The sequence below is a fragment of the Streptomyces avidinii genome, assembly GCF_045161815.1.
Taxonomy (GTDB): Bacteria; Actinomycetota; Actinomycetes; order Streptomycetales; family Streptomycetaceae; genus Streptomyces; species Streptomyces avidinii.
On the sequence record NZ_CP108863.1, the window covers coordinates 8671280 to 8686607 of the forward strand.

The window sequence follows — 15328 nt, forward strand, 5'->3', positions numbered from 1 at the left end:
TACCTGGACACGCCCTGTGCATGAGGATCAGTGGCTGATCACACGAGGGGGTCATCCTAAGGTTGCGGCCGACCGCCGGAGTGACCGCCGGGGTGACCGCCGGGCAACGTTCGTGACCCCGGCCACCGCGGTCGCGGCAAACGGCTCAGGTTGAACACGTACCGATCATTGCCCGGCGACCATATGAGCAGACTACTAACCGGTACGACCAATTCCATTTCGATCCGATCACGGCACCGGGGCGGATCGTGTCAAACAAACACATCGGGCCCAAGTCGACTCAGGCCGGTGCACTAGCGTTCGCCCTGCGATCCCGCGTTTTACGTGCCCTGCAATGAAAGGCCCCCGCAAGGTGCGCTCAGTCATCACTTCCATCGAACGCGGGTCGGCGCACCAGGCACAGCCTGAAATGTCCGAATCGGGCTTTGAGGAGCCCGCTCCCGCACCGGTGTTCGTCGACCGGACCGGCCTGCGCGGCCGTCTACTGCGGGGCTTCGGCTGGCCGGTCTCCGTGGTCGGCGCGATCCTGGCGGTCGCCATGGGCAGCAGCCTGATCGGTGTGCAGGCGGACGCCCCGGCGATGGGCATACCCGCGCAGCCATCGCGGTCGCCCGACCCGTCGCCCTCACCCGTGCCGGCGCTGTCGTCCACCCCCTTGTCCGGGTCGTCCGCTTCGTCTTCGGCCCGGACGGCCACGCGGTCCGCTGCACCGCGGACGAAAACCTCGGCCACCCCGTCGAGGCCCACGGTCACCCCGTCGAAGCCCAGGACCACCGCGTCGCGCGGGGCAAAACCCTCGGGCCCACCGGCCAAGCACCCCTGATCGCCCGCACCACCCATCTCCAGGAGCGTCATTGTCCCGCCACCAGCGCCGCCGGCAGTCCCTGCTGAGGCCGCGCCGACTGGCCGCGCCGCCGCTGCGCTTCTTCATGCCGCTGTCCCTGCTGGCCTGCCTGCTCGCGCTCCTCGTCCTGCGCGGCCTCGCCACCAACGAGGCGTTCCACGACTCCCGGATCGCGATCTCGGTCGACAAGACCACCGTGCCGGACAACCTGCTCAAGGGTGGTCCGATCATCGACGCGCGCGGCACCAAGAACGCGCAGCCGGTGAGCTATCGCATTCCCGACCGCACCGCGGTTCTGAGCTTCGACGACGGTCCCTCGCCGGAGTGGACGCCGAAGATCCTGGAGGTGCTCGCGGCCCGCAACGTCCGTGCGGACTTCTTCGTGACCGGCGCCATGACCACACGACACCCTGAGCTGATCCGCGAGATCGTCGCGGGCGGACACGAACTCGGCGTGCACACCTTCACCCACCCCGATCTGGTGTACCAGTCCCACGCCCGGATCAGCTGGGAGCTGGCGCAGACGCAGCTGGCGCTGGCCGGCGTCGCGGGCGTCCACAGCGCGCTGTTCCGCCCGCCGTACTCCTCCGACGCCTCGGCGCTGGACGACTGGAACTACCCGGTGATCAAGTACGTGGGGGCGCGGGGCTACCTCACCGCGTTCATCGACCGCGACACCGACGACTGGAAGCGTCCCGGAGTCGAGGAGATCGTCAAGGCGGCGATGCCGTCCAAGCCCGGTGCGGGCGCGCTGATCCTGCTGCACGACGCGGGTGGCGACCGTACCCAGACCCTCACTGCGCTCGGGCAGATCATCGACAGGCTGCAGGCCCAGGGCTACCGCTTCACCACCATCTCCGACGCACTCGGCGCTTCCAGCGCCACCGTGCCGGTGCAAGGGTTCCAGCTGTGGGCGGGCAAGGGATACATCTGGGCCACCCAGGCCGCCGTACTCACCCTGCCGGTGCTGGTCGCGCTGCTGGCCGTCGTCGGCTTCCTCAACTTCGGCCGGTTCGCGCTGATGCTCGTTCTCGCACCGATCCACGCCCGCCGCTCCAAGCGGCGGGACGCCTGGGGACCGCCCGTCACCGAGCCGGTCACCGTACTGGTCCCGGCCTACAACGAGCGCGAGTGCATAGCCAACACCCTCAACTCCCTGGCCGTCAGTGACCATCCGATCGAGGTGATCGTCATCGACGACGGCTCCACGGACGGCACCGCGGACATCGTCGAGCAGATGGACCTGCCGTTCGTCCGGCTGATCCGCCAGGTCAACGGCGGGAAGTCCAGCGCGCTCAACACCGGTATCGCGGCCGCCTCGCACGACATCATCGTGATGATGGACGGCGACACGGTCTTCGAGCCGTCCACCGTGCACGAACTGGTCCAGCCCTTCGGTGACCAGGCGATCGGCGCGGTCGCGGGCAATGCCAAGGTCGGCAACCGCGACAGCCTGATCGGCGCCTGGCAGCACATCGAGTACGTCCTCGGCCACAACCTGGACCGCCGGATGTACGACATGCTGGGCGTCATCCAGACCATCCCCGGCGCGGTCGGCGCCTTCCGCAAGGAGGCCCTGCGGCGGGTCGGCGGGATGAGCGACGACACCCTTGCCGAGGACACCGACATCACCATCGCGGTGCTCTGCGACGGCTGGCGGATCGTCTACGCCGAGCGCGCCCGCGCCTGGACCGAGGCTCCCGCCAGCCTCCAGCAGCTCTGGTCCCAGCGGTACCGCTGGAGCTACGGAAGCATGCAGGCGATGTGGAAGCACCGCGGCGCGGTGACCTCCCGCGGCCCGGCCGGGCGCTTCGGCCGACTCGGGCTGCCGCTCGTCGTGCTGTTCGGCGTGGTCGCTCCGCTGCTGGCGCCGCTGGTCGACCTGTTCCTGCTGTACGGCGTGCTGTTCGGGGACGCCCCGATCACCCTCACCAGCTGGGGCGGTTTCATCCTGCTCCAGGCCGCACTGTCCTGGTACGCCTTCCGGCTCGACCACGAGAAGCCCTGGCATCTGATCAGCCTGCCGATCCAGCAACTGGTCTACCGGCAGCTGATGTACATCGTCCTGTTGCAGTCGGCGATCACGGCGATGACCGGCGGCCGCCTGCGCTGGCAGAAGCTCCGGCGCACCGGCGAGGTCGCTGTACCGGTGGAGGCCTGACCCGTGACCGCTTTCATCGACCTCAAGCGCATGCAGGACACCCTCCAGTTGAGAGTCCCCGCCGATCTGCGGCAGAAGCCGGAGCGGGAGCCGGAGCGGGAGCCGGAGCTCGAGCCGCAGCCGGAGGCACCGTCCTCACCCAAGAGCGGCCGGGACCGCTATCTCGACCTGCTGCGCGCCCTGGCACTGGTACGAGTGATGCTCTACCACAACTTCGGCTGGTTCTGGCTGCCCCTCGTCTTCCCTTCGATGGGCGTGATGTTCGCGCTGGCCGGCTCGCTCATGGCCCGCTCGCTCAGCCGTCCCGCTCCCGGCCGTCCCGCTCTCGGCGTGATCCGGGGCCGACTGCGCCGGCTGCTGCCGCCGATGTGGCTGTTCGGCGTCGTCATGGTCGCCCTCCAGATCCTCGATGGCTGGGGCCCTCACTCCGACGGCCACCCCACCTGGTGGTGGACCAAGCTGGCGTACTGGATCCTGCCGCTGAGCACTCCGCCGTACGCGGACGACCTGCCCGGTTTCCACGGCCTCGTGGAACACACCTGGGCCGCGCAGATCATCGTCCCGCTCTGGTACCTCCGGGCCTACCTGTGGTACGTCCTGCTCTCACCCCTGATGCTCCGGGCACTGCGACGATTCCCGGTGGTGACGCTGTTCACCCCCCTGGTGCTGGTGATCGTCATGAACACGTTCTTCGCCGACCAGGAGTTCATCTACAGCCGGGTCTGGGAGACCGCCAACGACTTCACCCTGTTCGGCTCCTGCTGGATCCTCGGCATGGCCCACCAGGAGGGGCTGCTCAAGAAGATCCCTCAGTACGTGCTGCCGTCGATCGCGCCGCTGATCATGGTGGCCGGCCTCTGGTACCTGCAGACCCGGCCGGTCGATCCGACCCAGCCGACCGACATCGAGGCCTGGCCGATCGCCCAGGCCCTGTGGTCCCTCGGCTTCGTTGCCATCCTGCTCCACGTCAGCCCGTCCTGGGAGCGGTGGCCCAGGCCGCTGGAACGCTGGAACGGCCTCGTCGGCCTGCTCAACGCACGCGCCGTCAGCGTCTACCTCTGGCACCAGATCGCGCTGGTGGTCGCCGTCCCGCTGATCGACCCCCTCTGGAGCGTCCCGTTCTTCTACAGGAACTTCCAGTGGCTGCTGGCCAGCCAATGGTTCACGCTCCTGGTGGCGATCCCGCTGCTCGGCGTGCTGGTGCTGACCTTCGGCTGGGTCGAGGACGTGGCCGCCAAGCGCTCGCCGCGGCTCCTGCCGTACCCGCGCCGCCGACGGGGCAGACGCCGGGCCGACTGACGGGCTGCGACTGGATGAAGGGGCCGTTCCGGAGTGATCCGAAACGGCCCCTTCCGCTCTCAGCGCCAGGCGGGATGCCCCTCGCTGGCGGCGTCGGGGGTGAGCGTGCGCTCGCCGGTCCTGTCCGTGCGTACGGCCCAGATCACGGGCTTCTCGTACGGGCCGCGGACGAAGGCCACCCACTTGCCGTCGACGGACCAGGCGGGGTCCATCTCCTGGGCGTCGGTGGCGACCAGTTCACGATCGTCACTGCCGTCGGCGGCCACGAGTCGGATGTCGCCCTGAGTGCCCGTGCCGTAGGTGCCCGCCGTGTAGGCGATGGTGGTGCCGTCGGGTGACCACACCGGGTCGAGTGCCGGGTGGGGCAGCCGGGTCACCTGCTGCGGTGCGCGGTTCGGGTCGGCGGGGTCGACCACGTGGATCTGCCAGTTCTCGGATTCCGTCTGGAAGCAGACCGCGATGCTCTTCCCGTCCGGTGACCAGGCGGGATCCTCGACCTGGCCCCGGCCCGAGGTGATCTGGCGAGCCGCGCCGTCGGCGACGCCGACCACGAACAGCTGCTGTACGCCGTCCTTCTTGCGCAGCACGGCGAGCCGGCTGCCGTCCGGCGACCAGGACACCCTGCCGCCGGCGACGGAGGTGATCCGCCGCGCGTTCGAACCGTCGGCGTTGGCGGTCCAGACGGCCGTGCCCTCGGGGGTACTGCGGGTGAACGCGAACGACCTGCGGTCGGGGGACCACTGGGGCAAGGTGTCGCATACGCCTGCGCCTCCGGCGATGAGCACCACGGGCTTCTCCGTCGCGGCGTCCCGGCGGGCGATGACGCTGTGGCACGTCCCGGGCCAGCCCGGGGCGGTGTCCTGTCGGATCAGCAGGGGATCGGCCGGGAACGCGGCGGGGGCGGGGGCGGATGCGGTGCGCGTGGAGGCGCGGCCCTTGGCATTGTCCTTGGCGGAGTCCTTCCAGGGTTGCCACACGAACAGACCGACGGCCGCGACGGACGTCGCGAGTACCGCCACCGCCACCGCGCGGCGACGCCGGGGCTTCCCCGACACCCCTTCCGGTACCTGCGCGGGGGCGGGGGAGAGCTGCGCCAAGGGCCCCGTCATGGTGTGCGCCTGTTCCGTACGGGACTCCGCGACGACGGGCGGGGCGGCGTCCGGCTCCGGGAGTTCCTGCAGAGTGTCCGACGGGCTGTCCGGCCCGGTGGGGCGCACCGCCGGTTCCGGGAGTTCCTGCAGGGTGTCCGACCGGCTGTCCGGCGTGGTGGGGCGCACCGCCGGTTCCGGGGGTGGGAGCAGCTGCGTCGCCGCCTCCGGCAGCCAGGAGCCACCGTCCGGGTGCCGGACGGTCAGAGTGCCGAGGAAGGCGGCCGGGGTGGGCCTCGCCGCCGGGTCCTTGGACAGGCAGGCGCCGATGGCTTCGCGGAGTTCACCGGGCACCGCGGTCAGGTCCGGCTCCTCGTAGACCACCTTGAAGTGCCTGGCCGCGGACGGGCCGTCGCCGAAGGGGGCGCCACCCGCCGCCTGGGTGAGCACCACCCCCAGAGCGAACATGTCGACCGCGGGGGTGACCACCCCGCCGCCGGTGAGCTGCTCGGGTGCCAGGAATCCCGGCGTGCCGATCTGCAGGCCGGTCTGTGTCAGGGACGTTCCGTCCAGGGCGCGCGCGATGCCGAAATCGATGACACGCGGTCCGTCCTCCGCGACGATGATGTTCGCGGGCTTGAGATCGCGGTGGATGACCCCCGCTCGGTGGATCGCCTCCAGCGCCTCGGCCAGCCCGGCCGCCAGGACGGTGAGCGTGTCCAGAGGCAGCGATCCGACGCGCGCGAGTACCGCTTGCAGGGTGGGACCGGGCACGAAGGCCGTCACCAGCCACGCCGGATCCCCGTCCGGGTCGGCGTCGACCACCGGCGCAGTGTGGAAGCCGCCCACCCGCCGCGCGGCCGCGACCTCGTCGGCGAACCTGCGCCTGAACCCGGGTTCGGTGCTCAGCTCGGGACGTACGACCTTGACGGCGACCGCACGGCCGGACTGGGAGCGGCCCAGATAGACCACGCCCATGCCCCCCTGACCGAGCCGTCCCACCAGCCGGTAGCGGCCCTCGCCGAGCGAGGTGGGATCACCCGTTTCGAGCGGCTTCATACGTCCCCCGTTTCACACATTGCGCAATGAACAGCCCTCTCCCTACCTGTCCTGCCGACCACCAGTCAAGCGGGGCCCCTGCGGAGACCCGACAAGGGTGCCTTTGACAACCTTTACTCCTGGTCGGCAGGCCCGGCGGCGGGTCCGCGATCGTCCGCGTGACCAGCACGGGCGACGACCCCGCCACGGCCCGCACAGCCGAGCGCATCCTGGCCATCGCGTCGCGGCGCACCTTTCGCCGATGAGGCGGGACCCGGTCCCTCAGGCTCCGGTGTCGGTGGAGGGGGCGAGTGTTTCCAGGTGGTTGTGCACGCTCACGATCCCCTCGACGGCCTGTGCGAGGCGCGTGGCCACCGGGACGAGGTATGGACACGATGACGGCCGGCCCGGTGGTGCTGTTGATGTCGATGGACTCCTGAACGCTGCGGGCCGCCAGGAACGGCTCGGGGCTGATCGCGGATTCACCCTGGGCGAGAACCTCCGGCCGTAGCTCGGGGGAGCGGCTGCGCAGGGCGTCCCGGTAGACGTCGAGGGCGGCCAGGGCCATGGGACTGTCCACGTAGACGGGAACGTTCCGCGGCAGGATGCCCTCGCGTCGCAGGCCGGCGAGTTCGTGCAGGACGACCTCGGTGCGGTCGATCGCGAAGGCCGGGATCACGACGGTGCCACCCCGCGCCAGGCTTCTTGCGATCACGGAGCCGAATTCCCGCTGAGCCGCCTCGTGATCATGGCGCCGGTCTCCATAGGTGGACTCCATCAGCAGCACATCGGCACCCGAGAACGGCTCCGGGGGCAGGAGCAGGGGGTGGCCGGGACGGCCGAGGTCGCCACTGACGGCGAGCGTGTGCCCGTCCTCCAGCGTGAGGTGGACCCAGGCGGAGCCGAGGATGTGGCCGCCGCGGTGCAGTTTCAGCTTCGTCCCGGCCATGATCTCGACCTCCTCGCCCACCGGCACGGGGTCGAAGTACTGGACCGTTCGGTCCACGTCGCCGTCGTCGTACAGCGGAGAGGCGGGCCGGTGTTTGGACCAGCCGTGCTCATTGGCGTGCCGAGCGGCCTCCATCTGCAGTTTCGCGCTGTCACGCAGGACGATCTCGGCGAGGCGGGCCGTGCGGGAGCCGGTCAGGATCGGCCCGCGGAAGCCGTGCCTGACCAGGCGAGGCAGGTAGCCGCAGTGGTCCAGGTGGGCCATGGGTGACGACCACGGCGTGGATGTCTGAGGCGTCGCACGCCAGCCTGTCCCAGTTGCGCCGCCGCAGGTCCGCGAAACCCTGGAAGAGACCGCAGTCGACGAGGATCCGGGCGTGATCGCTCTCCACCAGGAACTTGCTGCCGGTCATGGTCCGCACGCCCCCGAGGAAGCGCAGCAGCGCCGGGCGGGAGGAGGAGGGCACGGCGGTCGGGGCTGTCTCGGCCATGGCGGCAGCCTCCTTTCGAGGCCTTTCGAGGCGGGTACCGGTCTTCACCATCCCATTCGTCGCATGGTGCGGCGAGGGGCCCGACAGGGCCAGGACGGGGGCCGACCGGCCCATGCGGGCGGGCCGGGCATCGGGCCAGCCTGGCAGTGTTCCCCACTGGACGAGCGACAGGAAGCAGGGCGAAAGTCATGAAGGCACTCGTCTTCCACGGCCCGGGGCAGACCGCCTGGCAGGACGTCCCGGACCCCGCGATCAAGGACGCCGCAGACGCGATCGTCCGGGTGGACGCCGTGACCATCTGCGGCACCGATCTGCACATCATCAAGGGCGATGTCCCCGAGGTGACGCCGGGCCGGATCCTGGGGCACGAGGCTGTCGGAACCGTCGTCGAGACCGGCGGCGACGTCCGCACCGTCCGTCCCGGAGACAGGGTCCTCATCTCCTGCATCTCCTCGTGCGGCCGGTGCAGCTACTGCCGCGAGAGCCGCTACGGCCAGTGCCGGGGCGGCGGTGGATGGGTGCTCGGGCACACCATCGACGGCACGCAGGCCGAATACGTCCGGGTGCCCTTCGCCGACCTCTCCGTCCACCCCCTCCCCAACGCCGTGGAGAGCCACGACGCGGTGCTGCTGGCCGACATCTTCCCCACCTCGTACGAGGTGGGCGTGCTCAACGGGAAGGTGCGGCCGGGCGACACGGTCGTGGTGGTCGGAGCGGGTCCCATCGGCCTCGCGGCCATCGCCACGGCCCGCCTGTACAGCCCCGGGCGGATCATCGCCGTAGACCTCGCCGAGTCGAGGCTGGCAGCGGCCCGGGCCTTCGGCGCGGACGCGACCGCGGGCGCGACCGAGCAGCCGGAACAGCTCGTGGCCGACCTCACCGACGGGCTCGGCGCCGACGTGGTCATCGAGGCGGTGGGCGTCCCGGAGGCCTTCGAGATGTGCACCCGGATGGTTCGCCCCGGAGGCCGGGTCGCGAACATCGGCGTCCACGGCAAGCCCGCCACCCTGCACCTCGAAGACCTGTGGATCAAGGACGTCACCATCACCACGGGGCTGGTCGACACCTCCTCCACGCCGATGCTGCTCCGCATGATGGCGGCCGGCCGCCTGCCGGGTGGCGAGCTGGTGACCCACCGCTTCGAGCTGGGACAGATGGAAGAGGCGTACGACGTCTTCTCCCGCGCCGGTGACACCGGTGCCCTGAAGGTCGTACTCGGCGGCCCCCGGCACGACGTGGTCGCCGCGGCGGCCCGGCACGAAACCGAAGGGGCGTGATAGCCATGAACACCAGAACTCCGGGATCCGCCTCCACCGAGATGCCTGCCGGGCGGACCGATCTGGGACGCCGGATCGCCGCGCGCCGCGAGGAACTCGGCCTCAGCCGGGAAGCGCTGGGCGAGCGCTGCGGCACTGATGCCACGTACATCGCCTACCTGGAGGAACGCGCCGCGTCGCCCGCGATCGGCTCCCTGCTCCGCCTCGCCGATGGGCTGGAGACAACCGTCGCGGAACTCACCGGAGCGACGGCCGACCATCCGCCCGGCCGGGGCACCAGCCTGCGCGACGCGCACCTGGTCGCGCTGACCCACGACGAGTGCCGGCACCTCCTGTCCACGCACGGCATCGGCAGGGTCGCGGTCTTCAGCACCCGGGGACCCGCGATCTTCCCCGTGAATTACGTGGTGGCCGGCGGTGACATCGCCTTCCGCACGTCCGGAGAGACGGCCATCGCCGGGGCCGCCGGCACCGAGGTGGCCTTCGAGGTCGATCACATCGACGAGGTCATGCACACGGGCTGGAGCGTGATGGCCGTGGGCGAGGCGGAAGGCATCACCGATGCCGCTGTCATCCAGCGGCTCGATGCCGTGGCCCGCTCGCTGCCCTGGGCCGGAGGCGCCCGTACCCTCTGGATGAAGGTCACGCCGACCCGGCTCACCGGACGCCGAGTAGTGCACCGGTGAGCGCACTCGGGGCGGTCGTCCTCGACACCGACGGAGTGCTGCTCGACTCGGCGGCGCTTCACGCGGGCGCCTGGAAGACGGCATTCGACGGCTGCCTGGACTCCTGGGCATCGGACGGCGGGAGCCGGCAGCCCTTCGACGCCCACCGCGAGTACCTGGACCTGGTCGACGGCAAGGCGCGCCATGACGGTGCGCTGGCCTTCCTGCACGCCCGCGGGATCGCACTGCCGACCGGCACACCCGACGATCCGCCCGGCTGCGGCACCGTGTGGGCGGTCGCAGCCCGGAAGGAACAGGCGTTCACGGAAGCGCTGCGGACCCGCCCGGTCACTCCCTTCGAGGACGTGCGGCCCGCGCTCATCAGGCTCCGTGAGCGAAACATCCGCTGCGCCGCCGTATCGGCCTCCCGGCATGCCCGCCCCCTGCTGCAAGCCGCCGGTCTCGTCGACCTCCTCGACGCTCTGGTCGACGGTACGGACGCGGCCCGGCTCGCGCTGGCCGGCAAACCGGACCCCGCACTGTTCCTGGAGGCCGCCGACCGGCTGGGTACCACTCCCGCTCACGCGGCGGTGGCCGAGGACGCCCTCGCCGGGGTCGAGGCTGGACGACGTGGGTGCTTCGGGCTGGTCGTCGGCATCAGCCGGACCCGTGCCCCCGACGCCGACGCGCAGCTTCGCGCTCATGGGGCCGACGTGGTGTTCCCCGACCTGGGCGCCCTGGCGGCGCGCGTGTGCGGGGCAGGCCGGTGAACACCTCGTGGACCTGGTCCTTCAACGGCTACGACCCCAAGAAGGAACGCCTGGTCGAAGCCCTGTGCACCCTCGGCAACGGCAGATTCGCCACCCGGGGAGCCGGGCCCGAGGCCACCGCCGGACCGGTCCACTACCCCGGAACCTACGCAGCCGGCTGCTACGACTGGCTCCCCACCCGGATCGCGGGCCGGCAGGTCGGAAACGAAGACCTGGTCAACCTGCCCGACTGGAGCCGGCTGCGCTACCGCTGCGTGCCCGACGACGGACCGCAGGGGGACTGGCTCACCCCCGACCACCCGACCCTGCGCCACTGCGGGACCACGCTCGACCTCCGCGACGGCGTCCTCACCCGCCGGATGCTCTTCCAGGACGGCCACGGCCGCCGACTCGGCGTCACCCACACCAGACTGGTCCACATGGGCGACCCGTACCTCGCCGCCCAGCGGACCACGTTCCGCGCGTACGGCTGGAGCGGGACGATCGAGGCCCAAGCCGTCCTCGACGGCGATGTCACGAACGCGGGGGTGGAACGCTATCGAGACCTCGACGGGCACCACCTCACCGGCCACCGCACCGAAGTCGGCACGGACGGGGTCGCCGGACCCTCTTCGCCCGGCTCGGCTACCACCTCGACGGTCACATCTGGCGCACGACGGTCGAGTACTACCTGGAGCGCACCTGCCACGGGTCGACCCTCAGCAGCCTGGTGCACGGGTGGGTCCTCGCCCGGGAGAAGGGCGCCGACGCCTGGCGGTACTGCGAGGAGGCCCTGCTCAGTGATGTGGCGGACGTCCAGGGCGGCACCACCGGCGAAGGAATCCACCTGGGTGCCATGGCAGGGACCCTCGACCTGATCGAGCGGGGCGTCGGGGGCATCGAGGCTGGCCCCGACGGCCTCCATGTCGATCCCGTCCTGCTCCGGGAGGTTCCCCGATGCTCGTTCACCCTCTGCTGCCGCGGGCACCGGGGCATCCGCGTCCACCTTCTCCCCGGCCGGCTGGGCGTCCGTGTGTCGGCGTCCGCACTCGTATCGCCGCTGCCGGTGCACCTGACCGGCAGCCGGCTCGTGACCGTGGCCGCAGGGGAGGAGCGATGGTTCCGACTGACCGGGGACTGACCGCAGGCCGGTGGCCGGTGGCTCATCGGACGTCGAGCACGTCGGCTACCGGGCGCCTCGGCGTCGCGGGCCCCTCGGGGCCGTAGCCGAGCCGGATGACCATCTGGACGTGGCTCATCGACGCGCCAGGATCGCGCACCGTCCAGCGGAGTTCGGGCCATTCGAGGGGCTGGGAGGTCATGGAGGTGACCAGACCGTCAGTGGTGGCCTGGAGCAGAACCCGCTCGAGGGCCTGCCCGGCCCGCAGCCAGTCCTCGGGCGTGTCACCGGACGTGCCCAGCAGGGCGAGATGCGGGCGGCGTTCGAAGACGGCCCAGCCTCGGCCCGGTACGGGATCCGAGCGGCCGAAGTCGCGTACGACGGTTCCCCGGCCGGACTGTTTGGGGCCGAACGCGTAGGCGGGGATGCCGTCCGGCCGGACCTGCTGCTCCGGGTTGCCGGTGTGCGTCCAGGCCTTTGTCTCCGCCCGCAGCGTGGGGTCCATCTCCTCGCGGTGCTCGGAGTCGTGGACCAGGCCGAGGACGGTCTCGGCGTGCCAGGCGTCCGGCACGGCCAGGCGACATCCCTCCAGGAGAGCGGCGGAGCGCAGCCCGTCCAGCAGGGCGGGAGGTATTTCCTCCTCGGAGAAGGGGAACCGGCTCGAATGGCGCCGCCGTACGGCGGTGTGCAGCGCGGCCAGCGCCGGGTCCGCCACTTCGGGCCTGCGCAGACGCACCTCGGCCAGGAACCACGGATCGCCGCCGTCGGGCAACAGCCGTACCGACGGCTCCCAGCCAGCCCAGGTGGCCGACACCCGCAGGTTGAACAGCGCGGCGGCGCAGCCCAGATGGAGGGCGCGGTGATCAGGGTCGGCATGGGCTATGGCCCGGGCGGGGTCGCCGTACAGTGCGACGATTCCGCTCTCCCGGTGGTGGACGAACTTCCAGGGCTGGGCGTTGTGCATGGACGGAGCCGCGACGGCGTCCGCGATCAGGGGGAGAACTTCGGCCGTTTCCGGGAGGGTTGTGGTCATGGGACTTTCCTGCCTGTGCGGTGGACCTCGGTCGTGGGCGACCACGGCGACCGGGGAGGTCGCGTGGTGCGTCACGGCGTGCGCGATCGATCGGAGGTGGGTGCCGTATGCGGGTTCGTCATGAGGGCCGTCTCCTTCACCGAGGGGGTTTCTCACTGCTTCCTCCAGCTTGGTACAGGGAGGGCGCCGTCGCCGAGGGGCCGACCGGCCCTGACGGGGTCCGATCGGCCCCCTCCCGTGCACGGTGGCGCAGACGCTGCCCGGCGCGCTACGTGGGGCCTTCGGCGTCGAACTGAGCCGTGACGTCGACGACTCCCGGCACCGCGCGGGCGAGACGCACGAGCACGTCCTCCAGGGAGGGGCCGGGCGCTGAGCCGTAAAGGTGGACGATTCCGTTGGCCACATGAACGTGGACCTCGGCCGACCCGGTGGGGATGATCTCGGTCGTGATCAGATCGCGCAGTTCCTGCCCGATGTCGTCGTCGGCACGGAGATGGATCTTCAGCAGGTCGCCCCTGCTGACCACACCGGTGAGCCGGCCGTCGGCATCGACGACCGGAAGCCGCTTGAGGTGGCCGCGGGCCATCAGCCGGGCGGCTCCGGCGATGGTCGTGTCCTTGCCCACGGTCACCGCGGGTACGGTCATGAGCTGTCCGGCGCTGACGGCGCGGGGGTCGTCCGTGCCCCGGGCCTCGAGGAGCAGGTCCGCCTCGGAGACGACTCCGACGATCCGGCCCCGGCCGGACAGCACCGGCAGCGCGCTGATGTGCCACTGCCGCATGGTCTCCACGATGTCCTTGAACCGGGCCTCGGGACCGACCGTGACGACGGTGTGCGTCATCACGTCGCCGACGGTGGACAGGCTCTTCATGATTCCAGCCTCGTGCCGTGAGGGACTCCGTTGCCGGGCTCAGTGAGCGATGACGGCCACGGGGGCCCCGGCATGGTGGAGCACTGCATGGGCCACCGGACCCAGGTGCGCGCCCACAGGGGAACGGCGCAGGTGCCGGCCGACCACGACGAGGTCCGCACCGGCGGCCGCCATGACGAGCCGAGCACCGGCGGACCCCATGAACGCCTGGTGGGTGACGTCCACGTTCGGGTACTTGTGTCTCCAGGGCAGCAGCGTGTCGTCCAGCATCTGCGTCACGCTCAGGCCGATGGCGCGTTCGTCGGCGGGGTCGGAGAAGGGGACGTACGCGTAGGCGGCGGGAAGCTTCCAGCCGTGGACGGCGCGCAGCGCGCAACCACGGCGGTCGGCTTCCGCGAAGGCGAACGACAGGACCCGGTCGGTGGCCTCGTGGATGTCGAGGCCGACGACGATCTCGCCGAAGGGGGCGGTTGCGTCCTCCTGCGGTTCGCCGGTGTCGCGGACCAGGACGACCGGTGTCTGCGTCGCGACGAGTGTGGACAGGCTCACCGAGCCGATGAGGAATCCGGCCAGGCGGCCGAGACCGCGGGAGCCGAGTACGAGCAGGCCGGCGTCGGCCGCTTCGGCGGCCAGGGCGGCGGCGGGTCTGCCGGAGAGGCATCGGGTGGTGACCTCCACCCGGGGATGGCGCAGGCGTACGTCCTCCAGGGCTTCGGTGAGCGCTTCGTCCGCCCACCGGTCGGCGTTCTCGCGGCCCGGCCGCGGAACGAGAGGAGCCTCGGGCCAGTCGACAGCATGAACCAGCCGCAACGGCACCTGCCGCAGTGCCGCTTCCCGGGCACCCCACCGGGCCGCCGCGCGGCTCTCGGGGGAGCCGTCGACACCGACGGTCACATGGTGCTTCATTGCGTGTCTCCTCGGGTGTTCGCCTCGGGTGTTCGGCCGGCGGGCTCTCACGGGGCGCGGCGCGGCATGCCGTCTGCCGGAAGTCCCCCGATGGTCACCAGGGCATGCCGTGCGTGGCGCGCTCGGGTGGTGCGAGCAGGCTGTCGTCGACGCGGGCGGTCAGCTGGGCCGCGACCGCGACGACTCCGTCGAGCCGTTCGGTGAGGCGGATCAGCACCGGGATCTGACTCTGTCGTTCGAGTGTCCCTTGCAGGGTGACGATGCCGTCGACGACGTGGATCTCGACCGCGTCGGCGCCCAGCCCCATGGTGTCGGTGAGGACGTCCTCAATGACGCGGCGGCGTATCTCCGAGTCGGGTCGGAGGAAGAGTCTCAGGAGGTCGCGGCGTGTCACGATGCCGACGAGCCGGTCCTCCTCGTCCACGACGGGGAGCCGCTCCACACCACGGCGGGACATCAGCCGGGCAGCCTCCGCGGCGGTCTCGTCCGCGCGGACCGTCACGGCCGGCGCCGACATGACCTCACCGGCCGTGAACGTCGCCGGCTCGGGCACGGCGGCGCCCTCCACGGTGTCCCGCTCGATCAGGGCTGCCGCGCCCTGCCGGTTCAGCAGATCGCTCTCGGAGACGACGCCGATCACCCGGTCCTCGGCGTCGAGCACCGGCAGTCCGGTGATGTCGTGCTGCGCGAGCAGCTTCGCCACCTCCTTGAACGTCGTGTCCGCGAGGGCGGAGACGACCTCGTCGGTCATCAGGTCTCCCACCTTGATGTGCTTCATCGGGGCACCTCCGGCCGCGTTGCGTGATGGCGGGTAGCTGTTCGAGATCCACGATGCGTC

Annotated in this window: 13 protein-coding genes and 2 pseudogenes; 8 read left to right on the plus strand and 7 right to left on the minus strand. The window is 70.9% G+C overall.

The window, feature by feature from the left end:
- The first annotated feature begins 917 nt into the window (after window positions 1–917).
- Together OG373_RS39505 and OG373_RS39510 are read left to right on the plus strand one after the other, a co-directional pair.
- Entirely contained in the window at window positions 918–3005 is a 2088-nt protein-coding gene (locus OG373_RS39505) for a bifunctional polysaccharide deacetylase/glycosyltransferase family 2 protein (protein ID WP_405444363.1), read from the plus strand.
- A gap of 3 nt (window positions 3006–3008) precedes the next feature.
- Window positions 3009–4304: an acyltransferase gene (locus tag OG373_RS39510; RefSeq protein ID WP_405443712.1), complete on the plus strand. Its 1296-nt coding sequence runs from the start codon at window positions 3009–3011 to the stop codon at window positions 4302–4304.
- A gap of 59 nt (window positions 4305–4363) precedes the next feature.
- Here OG373_RS39510 and OG373_RS39515 read toward each other — a convergent pair whose 3' ends face one another.
- Genes OG373_RS39515 through OG373_RS39525 form a run of 3 tightly spaced genes read right to left on the minus strand, consistent with a single transcriptional unit; the run spans window position 4364 to window position 7983 of the window.
- Complete coding sequence (locus tag OG373_RS39515; RefSeq protein ID WP_405443714.1) at window positions 4364–6451, minus strand: protein kinase domain-containing protein; 2088 nt, start codon at window positions 6449–6451, stop codon at window positions 4364–4366.
- Entirely contained in the window at window positions 6429–7643 is a 1215-nt protein-coding gene (locus tag OG373_RS39520; RefSeq protein WP_405443715.1) for a hypothetical protein, read from the minus strand. The genes OG373_RS39515 and OG373_RS39520 overlap by 23 nt, the downstream gene beginning before the upstream one ends.
- Window positions 7531–7983, minus strand: coding sequence for an MBL fold metallo-hydrolase (locus OG373_RS39525; protein WP_405443716.1), 453 nt, complete (start codon window positions 7981–7983; stop codon window positions 7531–7533). Before OG373_RS39525 ends, OG373_RS39520 begins: the two co-directional genes overlap by 113 nt.
- A gap of 74 nt (window positions 7984–8057) precedes the next feature.
- On the opposite strand from OG373_RS39525, the gene OG373_RS39530 reads away from it, so the two are divergent.
- From OG373_RS39530 to OG373_RS39555, 6 genes and pseudogenes are all read left to right on the plus strand, one after another.
- A complete protein-coding gene (locus OG373_RS39530; RefSeq protein ID WP_405443718.1) occupies window positions 8058–9146 on the plus strand; it encodes a zinc-dependent alcohol dehydrogenase family protein in 1089 nt (362 codons plus the stop codon).
- A 5-nt stretch (window positions 9147–9151) separates the two neighbouring features.
- The gene (locus tag OG373_RS39535) at window positions 9152–9832 is read left to right on the plus strand and encodes a helix-turn-helix domain-containing protein (RefSeq protein WP_405443719.1); all 681 of its coding nucleotides are present in this window, start codon (window positions 9152–9154) and stop codon (window positions 9830–9832) included.
- On the plus strand, window positions 9829–10581 hold the full coding sequence (locus OG373_RS39540) for an HAD family hydrolase (protein ID WP_405443720.1): 753 nt from the start codon (window positions 9829–9831) through the stop codon (window positions 10579–10581). The genes OG373_RS39535 and OG373_RS39540 overlap by 4 nt, the downstream gene beginning before the upstream one ends.
- A pseudogene (locus OG373_RS39545) lies at window positions 10578–11171 on the plus strand (glycoside hydrolase family 65 protein); the annotation flags it as partial. The gene OG373_RS39540 and the pseudogene OG373_RS39545, both read left to right, overlap by 4 nt.
- A gap of 80 nt (window positions 11172–11251) precedes the next feature.
- Window positions 11252–11371: pseudogene (locus OG373_RS39550) on the plus strand (trehalose 6-phosphate phosphorylase); the annotation flags it as partial.
- A gap of 45 nt (window positions 11372–11416) precedes the next feature.
- A complete protein-coding gene (locus OG373_RS39555) occupies window positions 11417–11701 on the plus strand; it encodes a glycosyl hydrolase family 65 protein (RefSeq protein ID WP_405444394.1) in 285 nt (94 codons plus the stop codon).
- A gap of 22 nt (window positions 11702–11723) precedes the next feature.
- Here the strand turns inward: OG373_RS39555 and OG373_RS39560 are convergent, their stop codons facing one another.
- From OG373_RS39560 to OG373_RS39575, 4 genes are all read right to left on the minus strand, one after another.
- Window positions 11724–12713, minus strand: a complete 990-nt coding sequence (locus tag OG373_RS39560; protein ID WP_405443722.1) for an Acg family FMN-binding oxidoreductase — start codon at window positions 12711–12713, stop codon at window positions 11724–11726.
- A gap of 268 nt (window positions 12714–12981) precedes the next feature.
- A complete protein-coding gene (locus OG373_RS39565) occupies window positions 12982–13584 on the minus strand; it encodes a CBS domain-containing protein (RefSeq protein WP_405443723.1) in 603 nt (200 codons plus the stop codon).
- 39 nt (window positions 13585–13623) lie between these two features.
- Window positions 13624–14490 (minus strand): universal stress protein, encoded by an 867-nt coding sequence (locus OG373_RS39570; RefSeq protein ID WP_405443724.1) that lies wholly within the window; start codon window positions 14488–14490, stop codon window positions 13624–13626.
- Window positions 14491–14584: 94 nt separating this feature from the next.
- Window positions 14585–15268: a CBS domain-containing protein gene (locus OG373_RS39575; RefSeq protein ID WP_405443726.1), complete on the minus strand. Its 684-nt coding sequence runs from the start codon at window positions 15266–15268 to the stop codon at window positions 14585–14587.
- Between the last annotated feature and the right edge of the window lie 60 nt (window positions 15269–15328).